The sequence below is a fragment of the Pseudomonas sp. HTZ2 genome (assembly GCF_033173945.1).
Lineage (GTDB): Bacteria > Pseudomonadota > Gammaproteobacteria > Pseudomonadales > Pseudomonadaceae > Aquipseudomonas > Aquipseudomonas guariconensis.
Map to the genome: position 1 here is coordinate 2,561,924 of NZ_CP137332.1, position 17,340 is coordinate 2,579,263.

The window sequence follows — 17,340 nt, forward strand, 5'->3', positions numbered from 1 at the left end:
CGAGCCCATGGTGTTCCCAGCCCCGTCGCGCCTGCTTCCTCTTCTTGCCTTGTTCGGCTTGTCCCTCGCCCTGACGCTGGGCGGTATCCTGGCCCGACCGATCGAATCCCTGTCGCTGTTCTGGCCCGTCAATGCGGTGCTTGCCGGCGTGCTGCTGCGCTATCCACGGCAGGCCACCTTCGCAGGGTTCGGCCTGGTCTGGCTGGCCATGGTCACCGCCGACCTCGCCACCGGCAGCGCCTGGAAGCCTGCGTTGTGGTTCAACCTATGCAATCTGGGGGTGATCATCACCCTCTGGCGGGTGTTGTCGCATTTGCCGCGGGTGCATCGCCGCATGCGCACGCCGGAAGGCGTGCTGCGTGTATTCGGCGCCAGCGCCGCCGGAGCCGTCGTCGCGGCGAGCATGGCGTGTGTAGTGGCCGCTCCTTGGTTCCAGGAATCGCTCAAGGCCACTTGGCTGGCCTGGTTCAGCGAACAGTTCTCGACCAATGTGCTGGTGTTGCCGATGCTACTCACCGCACCGAACCTACGCTCCTTGACTCGAGGCGGTGGCCAGGCGATTCGTCTGATGCCGCTGCTGATCCTGCTAGGCTCCCTGGCACTGAGCATCGCTTTCGGCGGGCCAGGCGCCATCGCCTTCCCCATCGCCGCCTTGTTGTGGTGCGCCTGGACATACTCGTCATTCATGGTGTCGCTGCTGACCTTCACCACCGGCACTACGCTGATCGTCGCCGTGGCGCTGAGCCTCATGCATTTCAGTCTCCCGCAGAGCATGCCTGGGGTGAACACACTGATGTCGGCGCGCCTGGGCATCGCCATGCTCGTGCTCGGTCCGCTGGTGGTGGCCTGCGTCAGCAATGCCAACCGCAGTCTGCTGGCACGCCTGGCGCACCAAGCCACCATCGACCATCTCACCGGCGCCCTGACCCGCAGCGCCTTCACCCGTCGTGCCAACGCCCTGCTCGAGAGCCGTCAGCAGCATGCCCAAGCGATGCCCCTGACCTTGATGATGCTGGATATCGATCACTTCAAGAACATCAACGACCAATACGGCCATGCCGTAGGCGACCAGGTGCTGCGTCAGTTCTCCCATACCATTCAGGACCAATTGCACGAAGGCGAGCTGTTCGCCCGCCTCGGGGGCGAAGAGTTCGTGATCATCGTTGCAGGGCTTGCGCCGGAGCAGGCCACATTCACTGCCGAGCGTCTGCGTCGCGCCGTGCAGGACTTGCGCGTGGTGGTGCTCGACCGCCGCCTGCAGATCACCGTCAGCATCGGCCTGGCGGGTTGCCGCGCCCAGCAGTTGGCGCCCAACCTCGACAGCTTGCTGGCACAGGCTGACCAGGCGCTCTACCGTGCCAAGGCTGCGGGCCGCAATCGCATCGTACAGGCCGAGGCGCAGCGCCAAGTCGTCTGACTCAAACCGCCAGCAAGTCCCAGGACAACTTGGCAATCAGCACGCACAACAGCACCAGGAACAGTCCGCGAACGAACCCCGCCCCCTTGCGCACCGCAAGCCAAGTGCCCGTCAGCGCCCCCAGAATGTTGAAGGCCGCCATCGGCAATGCGATGGCCCAAAGTACATTTCCAGATGGGATGAAAAACACCAGTGCGGCCAGGTTGGTGGCGATGTTCACAAGCTTGGCTGACGCCGAGGCATGGAGAAAATCCAAGGCGAAGAAGCGAATGAACAGGAAGATCAGAAAGCTTCCGGTGCCCGGCCCGAACAGACCATCGTAGAAGCCGATCGCGCCACCGATCAGCACCGCCAGGCACTGCTCCTTGCGACCGATCCGGGCGGGCTTGTGCAGGGTGCCGAAGTCCTTCTTGCAGAAGGTGTAGGTGGCCATCAGCACGATCAGCACCAGCACCGCCGGGCGCATCACGCTGGATGGCACCAGCGAAACCGTGGCGGCGCCGGCGAACGACATGACGAAGGCACTGGCAGCGGCTGGCACGATCAGGCCCCAGTCCAGATGCACCTTGCGCAGGAACGAACGAGCCGCGAACGAGGTGCCACAGACCGAGGCCAGTTTGTTACTGCCCAGCAGCGCGGCCGGTTGCGCGTTCGGCAGTACGTTGAACAGCGCCGGAATCTGGATCAACCCGCCACCGCCAACAGCGGCATCGATCAGCCCGGCGGCGAAGGCGAACAACGAAAGCAGCGCGATATCCATCATGGGGCAGGTTCCGGAACGAAAAGCAGAGCCCCAAGGCTAACCAAATGGTGGCGCTTATGTTGAAATGCGACGTTGCGAAAACTGCAATCAGGAGCATCCATGGCATTGGACATGTTGCGAGAAATCCAGGCCTTCGTCACCGTCGCCCACAAGCGCAGCTTCGTTGCCGCCGCCCGTGCCCTGGGGCGCTCGCCAAGCGCCGTCACCCGCGCCGTGCAGGCGCTGGAAGACAATGCCGGGGCCAAGCTGCTCAATCGTAGCGCCAGTACCGTGACCCTCACCGAGGCCGGTGAACGCCTGCTACCTCATGCCGAGCGCTTGCTGGATGTGCAACGGGATGCCGTCGACGAGCTGGCGGCGCTGAGCGGCTCATCCCAAGGCTGGATTCGCTTCGCCGCGCCCGAGCTGCTCGGCCAACAGCTATTGCCCGCGGTGCTCGCTTCATTCTCCCAGCAATATCCGCAGGTCACCCTGGACGTGCAGTTCAGCGACCAGGCCCTCGATCCGCTGCAGGGCAAGTTCGACTTCGTCATCCGGGGCGCCTTTCCGCAGTCCAGCGAGCTGATCGGTTATCCCCTTTGGTCCTATCGGCGCTACCTGTACGCCAGCCCCGATTACCTGGCCCGCCACGGCATGCCCGAGCATCCTGAGGCATTGCATGGGCACGCCCTGATCCTGCATACCGCGCCGCGCGTGCTCAAGGCCTGGCACTTCTATCGCGATGGGCAGATCAGCAGCCTGCGCCCACATCCGCGGCTGCGTCTGAGTGCTGGGGGGGCGATCCTGCAAAGCGCGTTAGCCGGTGCGGGAATCGCCCGCCTGGCTGATTGGGTGGCCGAGCCAATGGTGCATGCCGGGCGCCTGGTTCGCGTCTGCACCGACTACCGCCTGACCTCGAGCAGCGGCCAGGATCCGCAGATGCATGCGCTGTATCCCGCAGGGGAACTGCCCGTGCGGGTGCGCGAGCTATTGCAATGGGTGCGCCGCGCCTATCCTCAGCACTAGGTCAGTGAGCGTACGCATGCGCATAGCCCCTTACCGACAGCGCTGCTCAAATTCTGTTCAATTTAACAGAGCCCGCCGCCGGCTTGGGTTGCAGCGATTTATCCACAGACCTACCCACGTTTTTTGTGGACAGATTTCTCAACGCCGAGAATGACTTATCGTACGCACGACAACGCCGCAGGGCATCGCCCTGCAGCGTCTGGAAGCGGGCCATGCCCAAGAGAACAAGCCCGCCTATTGAGGCGGCGGGCCGGCACGAACGTATCAGCTTGGCGGAATGGTGCCTAACAGGCCGACCAGGATTGTCAGCAACAGGAATCCACCCAGGAAAAGTGCGAGCTTGCCCATCGGAACCTCTATAGGTAATGGCGAAACGGCGAGGCTGGCCGGTGCTGTTGCAGAGCAGCGCAGCTTGCCCAGCGCACGCCGGTTCGGAAGGCTGGGCTTGATGGGTATTGTCTGATCCAGGCTGATACGGTTACAGATTCAGGTTCATGGAAAAAAAGCATATCAGATGGGGCCGCAGACCCAGTCGCAGAGCAAACGTCACAAAGCCATGACCATCTCGTGCCAAGCCATCCCGCCATGGTCGGAGGCCGAAGGCTGCACATAGCGGTAGCCCATTTTTTCGTACAGCCCCACGTGGCGGTCCTTGCACATCAAGTGGATGGTGGCCTTGCCGCGCTGACGCATCTGATCGACGAAATGGCTCATGAGCAGGCCAGCGAACCCTCGCCCCTGAAAGGCAGGATCGACCACTACCGACATGATCACTACATTCGGCGCCTGGGCGTCATGGCCGACCAATTCCTTGAAGGACTCGTCGGACATCACCACGTCAAAGGCACAACCACTGTTGATGAACCCGATCACCACCCCCTCGAGTTCCAGCACCAGGAACCCTTCCGGGTACTGAGCGATGCGCGTGGCGATCTTCTCGCGGGTGGCGGCCTCGTCACCTTCGTAGGCGCTGATCTCGATCTGATAGCAACGATCCACATCCTTGGACGTGGCCTGGCGCAAATGCGGGGTACTCATGGGGGCAATATCCGAAATACAAAAACGGAACGACATGCTAGCGCAAGTCTGTGCGCACACCGAATGAGGAATGCCAGCATTCACCCGTAAGTTGTGCCCAATGAAGCAGCTACCCAGCGCGGCAGGCTTTCACCTGCTCTGCGTCCAGCGCTCAGAACCGGGATCGACGGCAGCCGTGGCCACGCGATCTCTGGAGCGACAGGCCGTGCGCGGCGCGTGATTTCGAGCCCCATTTGCAACATAACTTTTCAGTGAATCGACACTGGCCATGCGCGCCTGAGCGCGACACTGAGCGGACTGGAGCCCGTGCAACCCCCATGAACATTGAGTGCTAGGCCGTAGGCGGTACATCACCTGAAACACTCCTACCACCTTTCCTGTAGGAGGGTTCCTATGTGCTAGTAGCTTCCAGACTACGAGCTTGGCCGCTGCTGTATGAAACATCAGTTTCACCTGTTTGAACGAGCTGATACGGTCGCGGCCTCCTACCCCAGCATGGAATGCACGAGAGCGACATGGACCCCTATCGAACCTCCGCCCTGGCCCTGCAGAAGACGCTTCTCAACCTGCGCCAACAGCGTGACCTGCTCAAATCCCAAGGCCGCGACCAGGAAGCCGACAAGCTCGCCAGAACCATCGCCGGCATAGAGGCGACACTGCGCGAGATACCGGACACCCCTACCCTGCAGTAACACCTGATGCCAAAACCGCCTGGTTTCGCGGGCCAGGCGGCAGGCAGCTCTGAGGCAATCGCACCGGTGCGGGGTCAAAACGAATGGTTGAGCAGCAGCCCGCCGCCTGAATCAGGGCTCGCGTCGGAAAAGCCTTTCAGCGCATACAGCTGGACCTTCCAACCCTCGCTGAGTTTTTGGGTCAGAAACAGGGTGAGCTCCTGGATCTCATCGCCGTCTGATGACACTTTCTGTCGCCAGTCGTACACCGCCCCTATCGATGTGGCTGTTGCGATTCGGCTGAGCAGGCCGATGGAAGTGAAAACCGGATCATGGAAATCCGAGCCGGCCGGATCGCCAAACTTCTTCCAACCCAATGTGGCGAAGCCATTCACCGCACCGAATGCCCGAACCAGATCCACCTGGGCTGAATAATCGGTCTTGCCGGTGCCCAGGCAATGGTTTCATCGGCGGTAGGCAGCTTTATCTTTCCAACCAGATCCACAAGCAGATTACCGCCGTCGCGGCCATCGAGCAGTGCATAATCGGCACTGGCCACCGTATCGCCGAGCCCGCTCTCGACGCGGCCACAGTCGTCACCCGCCAGCGGTTCACCACCCGGCCCTACCGCAGGATTGGTGATGCGTAGATAGGGAATGGTCATCTTGTAGATCATCGGACCGGTTTCGTACTTGCCAATGACCGGGACATACCAGGTCTCGCTGGTGGCCGCCGTGCCGTAGTCCCCCCGCGAGTAATCCATCCCCGTAGACAAGGTCACTTCATCGGCCAGGGCTGGCCAGGCCAGGGCCATCAGGCAGGGAAACAACCCACGCATCGAAATCATGCCTACCTCGTTGCGATCAGGACATTACATCAGGTGCGGTACAGCCTGGTCTGGATGCTTTGAAGCATAGCCGGGCGCAGGCAAACCGAGCCTAATGAGAACCAGAATGTTCAGAGCGCTCGAGCTTCTCAGGCCGTTCCACTTTTTCAGGGCGCTCAGGGCGCTCGACCTTCTCGGGCCGCTCGACTTTTTCCGGACGCTCGACCTTCTCAGGGCGTTCGACTTTGTCCGGCCGCTCTACCCTCTCAGGACGCTCGACTTTCTCGATGCGCTCGATCTTCTCGATGCGGTCAGGCTTGTCTGGCCGGTCCGAACGCTCGATCTTCTCAATCCGTTCGATCCGCTCAACACGCACGCCATTTTCGAAGACCTCAATGCGCTCGCGCGTTTCCACCCGATCACCGGATTCGCGCGTTTCGATGCGTTCTCGACGCTCTACGCCCCCCGACTCAGATACGTCTGTGCGCTCCACCTTTTCTCGGGCTGCGCCACTCTCGATGCGCTCGCGGGTGTGCCCCTGTTCATGGCTGGAGCCACGGCCAGCTTGCTTTGCGGATTCGACGGCTGTAGACGTTCCCGATTCGACTTCCCGAGGCCCATCGGACTCGCCCCCCTGAGACTGACGGGGCTGCACGCCATGCCAGTGACTGTCGCCGTGATGTTCATGCACCACCTCCACTCGCTGCGCGTGAATGATGCGCCCAGTGTCGAACACACCGCTGACGCGGACGCGTTGACCGATGGCAAGCGTCTCGACCCGTCCCTCGGTGGCGCGGTCGACATTGGCTGTGAAACCACCGACTTCGATGCGATTACCCTGCTGTCCACGTACCAGCCCTTCGACCAAGGCGTTACGCACTCGTCCAGCGAAGGGGAAGCTTGGATCCCGGAGGGTTTGCGCCACATTCAGTTGTTGACCGTTCCAGGCGCCGCGCACCAGTACCTCACCCGTGGGTGGCAACACCTTATTCAAGGCCAGGCCATGCAAGTCGCCCGGTTTGCCGATATCACCGATGGCACTGACCTGGACCAGACCCGGCGCTCGATCTACGCGGCTGGCTACCACCTCGCCCTGCGCATTGCGCATGCCGCTGACACGCACCGGCTCGCCAATGCGCAGGCCCGGCGCTACCCGGGCACCTGCCGCCACCCGCACCGGTTGGCCCATGACGCGCATCGGCGTATCGCCGGATGCAAGCCCAGTCACCGGCCCTTCATAGGCATTGAGTATGGCGATGCTGCGCGCTTCCAGACCCCGACGGGACGGCTGGGCCTCGACGGCCACCACCTGGCCGATCGCCAATCGTTGACTGCTGGCAGGCTGGCCGTTCTCGCTGAGCGCCACTTTGTTGTCGAAATGAACCTCCACGCCATTGACGCAGATCGAACCGAATCCTGTGATGGTGCCGACGATGCCCGTGCCGCCCACACCACCTTCGTCCTGCGACGCACCGGTACCCCCGATGCCGCCACCGCCCGGACGCGCACCGGTCCCACCGACGCCTCCATTGTCAGGCGCGCCTGTCCCACCGACGCCGCCCGGCGCCATCATGCCTGTACCGCCGCTGCCACCCGGCTCGAGGCAGGCAGGCGCGGCACTCAGCGGCGCCGACAGGGTAAGCGCGCAGCACAGCGCTGCGAGCGAGCTCAGCAGGTGCGACGTCATGTCCATGGCTTACTGGCCTTGGTCGCGGACGCGGCCTCGGGCGGGCTGGGTTCGGCGTAGAAATAAAGGCCGACGGTGATGCGCTGACGGACCTCAGCCGGCGGCTGTTCGCGCTCCTCGAGCTCGGCGGCCAGCTGGTTGAGCGTGAGCAGGAGCTGCATGCCATCGGTACGCACGGCGTCTCTGAGCTGCTGGACACCCGCCTGGGACAAGCTGTCGTAGTGCACGCTGCGCTCGAAGAACGGCTCGCCTGCATCGGTCAGGTTATGTACAGCGGCGCAGGCATGGTCATGCAAGTTGTGCCGAAAATAGGCGATCTTTTCCTCGAAGCCGCGCTGAGGGATGAATGCTCGGGTCTGCAAATGGACCTGATCGTCTTCATCGACGCTCACGACCCCTAGGCGGAGCCACTCATCCAGCACGACACGGGCGCGGATATCCGTGCTCAGCGACGCGACCAAGGCATCGAATGACCGTTCGCCGCCCACACTGGCCAAACGCGGCAATGCCCGAGGTTCGCCGGGTTGTTCACAGAATGGCTCGTGGTTCAGCCAGATACTCACCAGATGCGCGCCAAAAGATACTGCTTCCGGCAGGCTGGCCTCGTCCTCCAGGACCTGGGACCGCAAGCGCCGGACGTCCTTGCGGTGAACCCCTGTCAGCAGACTGATCCGACTGTCGCTGGGCGGTTTTCCATCGAGACGGAACTCGCGCTCAGCAACCTCTACGAAGACCTCCTTGAGCAGGTTGACGAAGCTACTGAAGGTCACTCCCTTTCTCAGCATCAACCGCACCAATGGCCGCATCACAGAGCGCAATGCCGGTAACAGGGAGGGCGGTAGAGTGGGCAGATGCATTGCAAAGCTTCCTTAACCAAGGGGGAGCGCACGGTGTTCATGGGCGGTACATTCGAGCACCTTGCCCTGCACATCACAACCGTTCAGGACCCGCCTCGTCGATGCGAAACCCGGATCGCTCCGGGTTTCGGCTTCCGAGGTTCAGCGGTCAGGCACCGCCACGATCATCACCAACATCATGATCGGGGCCATCATCGGCGCCGCGGCCTACACCGTGATCGTCGCCCACGTCGTGGTTAGGACCATCATCTGCGCCATGGCCGACACCATGAGGCCCGCCAGCATCGTGGTTGGCACCATCATCGGCACCGTGGCCGACACCATGGGTACCACCGTCATCGCTGCCACGCCCCGAATTGCCATGGCCACTGTTACCGCTATGGCCTCCATCGCCCCCGTGACCTGAGCCACCGTGGCCACCACCACTACTACCATGGCCCCCACCGCTGCCGCCACCATGACCGCCTCCGCCGCCACCGTGGCCACCGCCGCCATGACCGCCACCACCTCCGCCATGGCCACCGCCGCCATGACCGCCACCACCTCCGCCATGGCCACCGCCACCACCACCACCACCACCGCCGTGGCCACCACCGCCGCCACCATGACCGCCACCTCCGCCGCCATCCTTGGCGTATGCGCTGGAGAAATCACTAATCGAGTCAGGCACCAATGCCAGCGATGCCGAAAGGACGCCACCGATGGCCAGCGCCAACAAGCATTTTTTGAGCAGCATGACGAATCTCCGCTTCAGAGTTGCATTTCCGTACTCAAATCGAACGCAACAACCAATGAACTCCAGCTGCCTTGCGGGCAACCAGCCAACCAGCGGCCGCTCCTTGGTGATGAAGGTGCAGTAACTCGTGCACGTTCCCTTCTATGCCAGTCAGCGTTTTTATTTTGTGGGAATTTTTCCCACGTCATGAGATTAGTTTTCCACACTGGAGAGTCAATGACCGGTTATCCGGTTATTGGGTGCAGAGATCGGTCAGGGGAAGCCCCGCCCTTCGGGAAAATGCCAGAGGTGGCTACAAAGGGCGCGGGTAAGACAGGCCAGTGGAGCTCACGCATGCCAGCAGCGGTACCAGCCATCCTGTTCGGTGATGCGCAGCTGCGTCTGGTAGAGGGCGGACAAGCGTTCGCTGGTCAGCACTTCGGCCTTGGGACCATCGGCGATGATGCGTCCCTTCTCGAGCAACACCACACGCTCGATCTCGGGAATGATTTCGTCGATATGGTGAGTGGTAATGATCATCGCATGGTCTTCACCGCAGAAGCGCCGCAACAGGTTGAGCATGCCCAGGCTGGCGCCCATGTCCAAGCCATTGGCCGGCTCGTCGAGAATCAGCGCTCGCGGCTGATGGACCAACGCCCGTGCCAACAGAAGCCTGCGTCGCTGGCCGGTGGACAGCCGCTGGAACATGGTCTGCTCGTATTCGGCCATCTCGACGACTGATAGCAACTGACGCGCCCGCTCGCGCTGCTCATCGCTCGGCTGCAGATGGCCATGGGCGCCAATGGCACCAAAGAAACCGGAAACCACCACATCCAGGGCCTGGGTATAGGGTGTGTAATCATCCTGCAGGTCTTGAGAGATGAAGCCGATGCGGCTTCGCAGCGCCCACAGATTGACCGTCTCGCTCCCGAACAGGCGCAAGTGGCTGCCTTCGCGCTCCACCGGGTAGAGCTCTCGGGTGATCAGCTTGAGCAACGTGCTCTTGCCGGCACCGTTGGGGCCCAGAATGGCGACTTTCTCGCCTTCGCCGATGTGCAGGGAAAACCCATCGAGCACGCGGGTCTGCTGCTGGAAGGCGGTCACATTGTGAATATCGATCATGGTTGGCTCATCTGAGGGCAAACGAACGCAGAGTGTGCCGTCGATGTACACAAACGGAAAGACATGAAGCGCGCCATGAAGCGCCAGTCCTAGAACATCTGCGGATTGTCGATTTTCGAGCCGCTGCAGACCATGCCGACATCAAGGCGATATCGCGCCGTTAAAAGGACACCTCCATGCCCCGCCCTGCCTGTAGCTTCACGAAAAACATTGCCGGTCTTGATTGCCCAGACCAGCCACAACCGAATGGCCATGAGGAAGTGTGCAATCATGATTGATCGACCTGAGGCCTGGGCCTGGCTCGAACGCTGGCTTCAAGATAACTGGCCAGGGCTGTACGCAGGCCTATTGGCCTTAATCATCGCAGCGTTACGCGTAATTTATGGGGGCGGCTCGCTGCGACGAATGCTGATCGAAGCCCCCTTGTGCGGCGCCCTCGCACTCGCTGCAAGTCACGGCCTTTCGCTGATCGGCGTGCCAAGCGAAACCGCACCCTTCTTTGGCGGCGTGATCGGACTGCTCGGCGTCGAAGGCATACGTGCCGCAGTCATCAAGTTCTTCGTTCAGAGAAAGCCGTTGCCCTGACGCTGCGCAACGGCGATACAAAAAGCCCAGCTCAGGCTGGGCTTGATGAGGGGGAGGATATTCAGAGACTGGCTCTAGAACACATCAGCGCCGCATCGAGCAAACGGCCTTGGTCGTACCAGGCATCTCGCTGGTATGCCAGATATTGATGCTCCTGCCCTGAACCCTTGACTTCGACAAGGCCAGTTGCCTGGTTCGGGTCGGTACTGTCGACATATAGCGCGAGCACGTCCTGATGCTCTTGCGTATACGTCTTCGCGCTTGCCGGGAGCTCACTCTTCACACAACTTAAGTAAGCCGATGGGTTTTTCCCCGTGTAGCCCGAGGAATTGTCGTGCCCCATGCGGATATCAGGATCGTGTGTACAGCCAACAACGAAGAAACCCGCAAGGACCGACAGCAGCGCGCCATGCGCCAGCGTTCTAGGCGTTATGGAACTGTTCATGTGAAATCTCCGGCCACCCCACTGAAATGGATAGGTTCGGACCCACACTGCCCCTTTTTTGAAATAATTACTGCGGTTCGATTTTCGAGCCTACACCCTCCGTTGGTGTTTGGCGCGTAAAAAAGCTCATCTATTTCAATTCGCTATAGAAACGAAATCACCTCGTTCTATACAACGAATGGCACTCGTTCTTGAATATACGGCACGATCTACCCAAGCAATTAGCGGGCATAATCCACCAACTCAAGCGGCGCATCACGCTCGAACAGCATGACCTCGAACCAAGGACTCATCGTTGCGGAAAATTTCGAAAACAGTCTGATCTTCACGACTGCACACGAGCGCTAGGCCATCGTGGCCGAGCGTCATGCTGGGTCGGTCAAGGATTCGAGGTGCCGACCCTGGTCCGGGGCCTTCAGGGATGACTGGCGGGATGGGCTCAGCAATGATTTGCCTACCCTAGAAATGCAAAAAGCCCTGAATAGTCAGGGCTTTGAATGTGGCGGAAGCGTAGTCCGCCTGAGCAATATCCACCAACGTCCACATACTTCCATGGAGACTCTGATTTTACTGGCCTCAAGTCCACATCACGTCCACCAACGTCTTGCACCATCTACTCAAATCCAGCTATAAAACGTGGGTAGAAAAATGGGTATGAATCATGGCGCGTGGCATCAACAAGCTCTCCGCTCTCGCGGTGCAAAAAGCAAAGGACCCTGGCTATTACGGGGATGGCGGCGGTCTCTGGTTGCAAGTCAGCAAACTAGGTGGGAAGTCCTGGGTGTTCCGCTACACCAGAAACGGCAAGACCCGCGACATGGGACTTGGCCCTGTACACACCGTTTCTCTCAGCGAAGCGCGCTCGAAGAGCCTGGAGCATCGAAAAAGCCTGCTTGAGGGTATCGACCCTCTCGAAGCAAAAAAAGCAAAGCAGCAGGCAGCCAAGCTTGAGGCTGCCCGGCATAAGACCTTCAAAGAGTGTGCGCTGGCCTACATCCAAGCCAACCGTGCGGGCTGGAAAAATCCGAAACACGTCCAGCAGTGGGAAAATACTCTTGAGGCCTATGCCTATCCAATCATCGGTGAACTGGCTATCGGAGCGGTCGACACGAACCTGGTGTTGAAGGTCCTACAGCAACAGGTCGGTTCGCCTAGCGAACCCACACAGTTCTGGTACACAAAGGCGGAAACCGCGAGCAGGCTCAGGGGCCGGATCGAGAACATTCTCGATTGGGCGACTTTCCGCGGATACCGCCAAGGTGAAAACCCAGCTCGCTGGAAAGGCCATTTGGAGCATGAGCTACCTGCAAGAAGCAAAGTCCAGAAGGTTGAACATCACGCCTCCCTCCCCTACGCGGAAGCTCCGGCTTTTATGCGGGAGTTAAGCAAGCGCAAAGGTGTCTCGGCCAGAGCACTGGAGTTCTCAATCTTGACTGCTTGCCGGTCAGGTGAGGTACGTGGCGCAGAGTGGAGCGAGATCAATTTTAAAGAGTCGACATGGACGATACCGGCAGCACGAATGAAGGCAGGCAAGGAACACTCTGTACCGCTGTCGCCCGAAGCAGTTCAGTTGCTCAAATCATTGCCTCGCATCGCAGATAGTCCATACGTGTTCCCCTCCCCGCGAGGAAAACAGCTATCGGACATGTCACTCACTGCCGTTCTGAGGCGTATGGAGTTGGGGCACCTCACACAGCATGGCTTTCGCTCCACCTTTCGAATCTGGGCAGCGGAGCAAACGCATCACCCTCGTGAGGTATGCGAGCATGCCCTTGCCCATAAGCTCCCTGATAGCGTTGAAGCCGCGTATCAGCGGGGTACTTTATGGCCGAAACGCGTCCAACTCATGCACGATTGGGCTCATTACTGCTTTGTAAGCAAGTGACAATACAGCAATGTAGATTTTTGGCTTCCGCTGTATCCGATTGAAATTTCTGTTAGCACCTAGTTATCCTATGGACAGGGCCTAGAGCCCAGGTCGCCGTGAACCGCCCTGCTGCGTGGGAAAGATCGGTGTTTTGACGCTAACCACATTACTCCCCGTGGCCAGCCCGGCTCGCAGCAAGCCCAGCGAAGCATCCAGGACTTGTCCCCTGGCAAGGTGCTTTTACGGCCATGACTTTGGAGTCAATGTCATGCCTTTCACAGCCGAATCTATCATCGAAACCTTCAAAGAAACTGAGGTTGCCGGTGCCCCCAAGCTTAAACATACCCAGTATTTGAACTACCTCGCCAAGCGTCTCGGCTATCAGAGTTTCAAGCATTTCACACAGTGTGTCGAAACCGCTCCGTCCGATCGCCTTGGTGACTACTACACGGGATTGATGAAGAAGATCTGCGGCATCCGTGTACCCAAACAGGACATTGGGCACATCCGCCTCAGCCACTTCGACGGGAAGTCGATCAGCTATGATTCGTACTTCATTGGTTGGGACGAGCATGGCCGAGAAATCCGAATGCCCAGTGCCGACCACGGCAGGCTGGCTATTATGGATTTCCGAGAAATTTTCGACATGCCGCTGTATGTGATCGAGACCCAAGCGGAGTTCATCGCCTGGCAATGGAACTGGGCCTCATTTGCCGTCGCGCCTCCCGAGCTTGTCAGAGCAAACTTCCCTTCGTTGTTCCATCAGCGCGATCGAGTGGTTGAGAATCCGCCCATGGATAAGGTCAAGCGGCGTTATCGTCGCGAGCAAAAAAAAGCGGCCTCATCTAAACGTTGCAGGGCGGTCTCAGACCGCCCATTCACCGCGCCGCACTGCCAACCTAGCGACGTGGTCTACGCTCGTTACCGAACAAACACCGCAACCTCCCCCTTGGACGCAATCACCATGAGCGCTGGCAATCCTTCCGCGCTCATCTTGCGATGAAGTGTATCCAGCAGATGCTCATCCAGCTGGCTCGGGCGAGCAGGACAATTATCAGGATGAGAGTGCCATTCCCCTACGTAGTCAACCACCCGAGCAGTGCGCGAGTGCACTGTGCCCAGGGCCTCAGCCTGACCTACCTGTCCCCTTATAAAGTGGCTCGGGCTCGCCTCACTGTCTGGGGGAGCTGGTAAAACATCCACGATAACGATGGTCTTCGTTTTCAGGTCGGTGACGCCGAGAATCGCGCCCCCCGTTTCATTCGGCAGCGCCGCAAGGCGAGAGGTGAGCAGCTTCTGAACCAGGGCCTCATCATATTTCACCGTCCATCCAGCAGACTCCACTGAATGTATCTGGGCAACTTCAATTTCGTGCGTTCTTACCGCTCCCGACTGCTCATCACACTCCCAAACGCAGATCCTGGCCTGAGGCTTCGCCACCGACTTGCGGAGCTGTCTAGCCAGAATCCCTGCGTGCAAGTGGATGTATTCGCCCGACAGTCTGACCGAAATATCTCGACATCCCCCGCCCACCCAGCGGTCACCCAGATGACTGACCAGGTGCGTACGTCCCCACTCATGATGAAGAAGTGCCCGATAGTATTGGCCTTCCAAACCATCAACCCGATGCCGTCTCGCCTCGTCCTCCAAAATCATCACACAAGACTGACCAGAAGGAGTGACGAATAGACTTACTGTACGCGGAGCTTCATCTCTGCGCGCAAGCTCTCGGGGCACCCCGAAGGTTGTAGTGACATCGACGACAAGGTCGGCGCTGGTCAACGATGAGGTGACCTCTGCGGACTCGTCCAGGACACTTCGATCAATAGCGCTAGGTGGCGTCCAGTTGGGATAGGTAGCACAAGCCATTTCCTGCAATACCTTGACCTTGGGCATTCCAACGAATCCATCAAAAGCGATGTGCCGACAAAGGTTGTGAGGCAGCAATCGGTCAGGATCGATGAAAGTCCATTGCCCCCACCCTTGGCGTATCCATAAATCAGCCAACACGCTACCCAGAGCGCCCACTCCGGCGAGTACGCCTTTGATTTCACTGTGCTCTTCTGGGGTGCCGGAGAGATCTCGTGCGGTTTGCGGAGTGAGTGCTGTGCGGATTTCCACAGGCATCAGTGAAAGGGAACGCCAGGCCGAGCCGGCAGCCCCACCCAACAACGTGATCCGCTGACACAGCCCTTTTGCATCAGGCATACCAAGCATGTCCAATGCAGTCGCAAGGTCAAACAGGGAAGCATTCAGCATGTATCCCGCGACATCGATCCGCTCAGCACCGCCTTCACGGACGCGAGGAATCCACACGGTGATGAGAATACCCTCGCCTTTTCCGTGCGCGGGCGATATCCCCCCTTCGATTGCCTCGTAGACGGTGTCATACAAGGCGCCGTAGAGATCGCTCCCCCACGAAACGAGTTGATCCTGTAATTTCCCAAGTGTTTCTGGAAAGCCGGCCAGCGTGGTCGTTCCTACCGGCTCAACCATCACCGGCACCATTCGCACCGTCTTCGATTGATCGTCGGGTCTGGACGGCTCAGCTTTCAGAATCACCGAGTCGCCCTGATCGACCTTGAAGATGGTCAACGTCCTACTACCTGCCTTGGCGTAATCTGGGTAGTTCGAGGGTAGGATCAGTTGGTAAGGGCTCATGTAAAACAGCTGCTCTAGCGGTTGGTCATCCCTGTGCAACTTCAGCAACGCAGACTCCCGCAGCCACCAGAACATTCGCGCTATGAAGCGCTCCGGCGTCCAACTGCGCTCTACTGTCGACCAGGCGCTATCGTACAAACACAGAACCCGGGGCCCATCGCTCGATGGCGGATGCTGGTGAGAAAGCAGCGGGAAGTCCTTGCGTAGGGTGTAAACGACGACTGGTACGCGATACCTGGGATTGACTCCAATCGCCAAGCGCTCCCGCCGGCGGATACCCGCTTGGTTGCCGGCATCCACGGTCCCGTCACCTGCATCAATGACGATGTATTCGGTACCGTCTTTCCCCGATGAATCTGCCCGAACCTCTCGAACATCGGTATAGGGGCACGCCCGCAAGGCGCTCAGTAAGGCCTGCGTTTGAGGATACAGTTCGTCTTCCCCGCAATCAGGCCTCGCATCCCCTAGCTCGAAGTACTCAAGCATCACAGGCGCCTGCGCGAGGCGGAACTGAAGCGGCTACCGAACTGGGCACCGCACCAGCGAGTGCTACAGCAGCGGCAAGCAGTTTCACCTTACCATCCGTGCAGACCTCAAAGTCCATGGCTGCCTTTTCGCCCAGATCGCCTGTGCACGAGAACCAGCCGTCCACATCGTCCAGAATTGCCTGGTATTCGCGCTTCGCCCGAATGCACGGCGGATCGCAGTCGTCGTCGAGAATTTCAACACTACTGGAAACGATCGTTGCTCCGTTGCGGGCCTGGCTCAACGCTTGGCGTGCATCCCAACTCACCCTCGCCTTTTCTCCCAGGCCCGACCAGCTATCCCAGGAAAGCGTGTGCCAAGAGCAATGATGAGGTGCCAGCAGCAGATCATATTCGAGCACCTCCGGCGTCTGCTCAAAGCGCTCCCACATGCGCTCCCAGATCAACACCTCAGCGTCGCCGCCGACGAGGAATTTAGTTCTCGTCTGTGCGTAGCCAAAGGGCGAAATCTGGATGTTCATGACCACGCTCGACTCGTTTTTCGACAGGCGCTCTTCGAGATAAGCGTCATCTTCATGCGGCGCGGGTGCGAGCAAGTGGGAAGTGAAGAATGGCGACATATCCTCACCTGCAATGCCGCTGAATTTTTCACCGGACTTGATCAGGATCGGGCCCAGATCGTCAGTCTTACCTGCGTTATCTTCGCCCATGATCTTGATGCGGTTACCGTGCCCTGCACTACGGTAGGTACGCCAATATTCCACACGCCGCCGCGCTTCCTTGTCGAAGGCTTTGGCATCGTCACACAAGACATGGTTCTTCTTCGAGCTCCGACGGAAAACCAGAGGAGACGACCACATTTCGCGAATCATGATCCGCTTTTCCCAACGCCCCTTCTCATCATCTGGGTAGTCGGCAGGATCACCGAGCCAGAAATGCTTTCTCATGCCTGCGCAATGATCCTGGTCTGGGTGGCTAAGCAAGAAGGCGTTCACGAATGGACGTCCCTTTTCGTCCCACTGCAGCCGCTCCCTCAACGCACGTCCGACATCAGGCGTGTCATCGTTGGAGTTATCCGCAGCCTGGCGGATACGCGAGTCGATCAAAATGGTGGTCACTGACGTGTCGGCGAGCCGGATCAACGTCATGTCGCCAGTACCTACTTGGAAAAAAGTCACCTTGGCAGCCATTTCATC

General features: G+C 59.5%; 16 protein-coding genes and 1 pseudogene. 6 read left to right on the forward strand and 11 right to left on the reverse strand.

The window, feature by feature from the left end; genetic code table 11:
* Nucleotides 1–7: 7 nt before the first annotated feature.
* Complete coding sequence (locus tag R6G97_RS11885) at nt 8–1,417, forward strand: GGDEF domain-containing protein (protein WP_043211689.1); 1,410 nt, start codon at nt 8–10, stop codon at nt 1,415–1,417.
* A gap of 1 nt (nt 1,418) precedes the next feature.
* Here R6G97_RS11885 and R6G97_RS11890 read toward each other — a convergent pair whose 3' ends face one another.
* Complete coding sequence (locus tag R6G97_RS11890; protein WP_317848134.1) at nt 1,419–2,180, reverse strand: sulfite exporter TauE/SafE family protein; 762 nt, start codon at nt 2,178–2,180, stop codon at nt 1,419–1,421.
* Nucleotides 2,181–2,279: 99 nt separating this feature from the next.
* On the opposite strand from R6G97_RS11890, the gene R6G97_RS11895 reads away from it, so the two are divergent.
* Nucleotides 2,280–3,185, forward strand: coding sequence for a LysR family transcriptional regulator (locus R6G97_RS11895; protein ID WP_090344534.1), 906 nt, complete (start codon nt 2,280–2,282; stop codon nt 3,183–3,185).
* Between the two features lie 546 nt (nt 3,186–3,731).
* On the opposite strand, the gene R6G97_RS11900 is transcribed toward R6G97_RS11895, so the two are convergent.
* Nucleotides 3,732–4,223, reverse strand: a complete 492-nt coding sequence (locus tag R6G97_RS11900) for a GNAT family N-acetyltransferase (RefSeq protein ID WP_043211682.1) — start codon at nt 4,221–4,223, stop codon at nt 3,732–3,734.
* Between the two features lie 515 nt (nt 4,224–4,738).
* Here R6G97_RS11900 and R6G97_RS11905 point away from each other — a divergent pair.
* A complete protein-coding gene (locus tag R6G97_RS11905) occupies nt 4,739–4,915 on the forward strand; it encodes a hypothetical protein (RefSeq protein ID WP_167358086.1) in 177 nt (58 codons plus the stop codon).
* A 74-nt stretch (nt 4,916–4,989) separates the two neighbouring features.
* Here R6G97_RS11905 and R6G97_RS11910 read toward each other — a convergent pair.
* The 6 genes and pseudogenes from R6G97_RS11910 to R6G97_RS11935 all read right to left on the reverse strand — a co-directional run bounded on the left by R6G97_RS11910 (nt 4,990) and on the right by R6G97_RS11935 (nt 10,373).
* Nucleotides 4,990–5,708: pseudogene (locus R6G97_RS11910) on the reverse strand (hypothetical protein).
* Between the two features lie 124 nt (nt 5,709–5,832).
* The gene (locus R6G97_RS11915; protein ID WP_102082273.1) at nt 5,833–7,407 is read right to left on the reverse strand and encodes a DUF5666 domain-containing protein; all 1,575 of its coding nucleotides are present in this window, start codon (nt 7,405–7,407) and stop codon (nt 5,833–5,835) included.
* Entirely contained in the window at nt 7,404–8,264 is an 861-nt protein-coding gene (locus R6G97_RS11920; protein WP_317848136.1) for a DUF6502 family protein, read from the reverse strand. Before R6G97_RS11920 ends, R6G97_RS11915 begins: the two co-directional genes overlap by 4 nt.
* A 207-nt stretch (nt 8,265–8,471) precedes the next feature.
* Nucleotides 8,472–8,879 carry a hypothetical protein gene (locus R6G97_RS11925; RefSeq protein ID WP_090344523.1) on the reverse strand — a complete coding sequence of 136 codons (408 nt, stop codon included), beginning with the start codon at nt 8,877–8,879 and terminating at the stop codon, nt 8,472–8,474.
* Between the two features lie 448 nt (nt 8,880–9,327).
* The gene (locus tag R6G97_RS11930; RefSeq protein ID WP_090344520.1) at nt 9,328–10,101 is read right to left on the reverse strand and encodes an ABC transporter ATP-binding protein; all 774 of its coding nucleotides are present in this window, start codon (nt 10,099–10,101) and stop codon (nt 9,328–9,330) included.
* Nucleotides 10,102–10,190: 89 nt separating this feature from the next.
* On the reverse strand, nt 10,191–10,373 hold the full coding sequence (locus R6G97_RS11935) for a hypothetical protein (protein ID WP_080642114.1): 183 nt from the start codon (nt 10,371–10,373) through the stop codon (nt 10,191–10,193).
* Between R6G97_RS11935 and R6G97_RS11940 the strand changes: the two genes are divergently transcribed.
* Nucleotides 10,372–10,686, forward strand: a complete 315-nt coding sequence (locus R6G97_RS11940) for a phage holin, lambda family (RefSeq protein WP_102082249.1) — start codon at nt 10,372–10,374, stop codon at nt 10,684–10,686. The genes R6G97_RS11935 and R6G97_RS11940 overlap by 2 nt on opposite strands.
* A gap of 61 nt (nt 10,687–10,747) precedes the next feature.
* Here R6G97_RS11940 and R6G97_RS11945 read toward each other — a convergent pair whose 3' ends face one another.
* On the reverse strand, nt 10,748–11,131 hold the full coding sequence (locus R6G97_RS11945; RefSeq protein ID WP_043212267.1) for a hypothetical protein: 384 nt from the start codon (nt 11,129–11,131) through the stop codon (nt 10,748–10,750).
* 661 nt (nt 11,132–11,792) lie between these two features.
* Between R6G97_RS11945 and R6G97_RS11950 the strand changes: the two genes are divergently transcribed.
* Together R6G97_RS11950 and R6G97_RS11955 are read left to right on the forward strand one after the other, a co-directional pair.
* On the forward strand, nt 11,793–13,016 hold the full coding sequence (locus R6G97_RS11950) for a tyrosine-type recombinase/integrase (RefSeq protein WP_060492758.1): 1,224 nt from the start codon (nt 11,793–11,795) through the stop codon (nt 13,014–13,016).
* A gap of 250 nt (nt 13,017–13,266) precedes the next feature.
* Nucleotides 13,267–14,001, forward strand: coding sequence for a hypothetical protein (locus R6G97_RS11955; protein WP_317848138.1), 735 nt, complete (start codon nt 13,267–13,269; stop codon nt 13,999–14,001).
* On the opposite strand, the gene R6G97_RS11960 is transcribed toward R6G97_RS11955, so the two are convergent.
* Both R6G97_RS11960 and R6G97_RS11965 read right to left on the reverse strand, forming a co-directional pair.
* Nucleotides 13,920–16,145, reverse strand: a complete 2,226-nt coding sequence (locus tag R6G97_RS11960) for a Mov34/MPN/PAD-1 family protein (protein WP_060492760.1) — start codon at nt 16,143–16,145, stop codon at nt 13,920–13,922. The genes R6G97_RS11955 and R6G97_RS11960 overlap by 82 nt on opposite strands.
* Nucleotides 16,138–17,334 (reverse strand): hypothetical protein, encoded by a 1,197-nt coding sequence (locus R6G97_RS11965; protein ID WP_046785944.1) that lies wholly within the window; start codon nt 17,332–17,334, stop codon nt 16,138–16,140. The genes R6G97_RS11960 and R6G97_RS11965 overlap by 8 nt, the downstream gene beginning before the upstream one ends.
* Nucleotides 17,335–17,340: the final 6 nt, after the last annotated feature.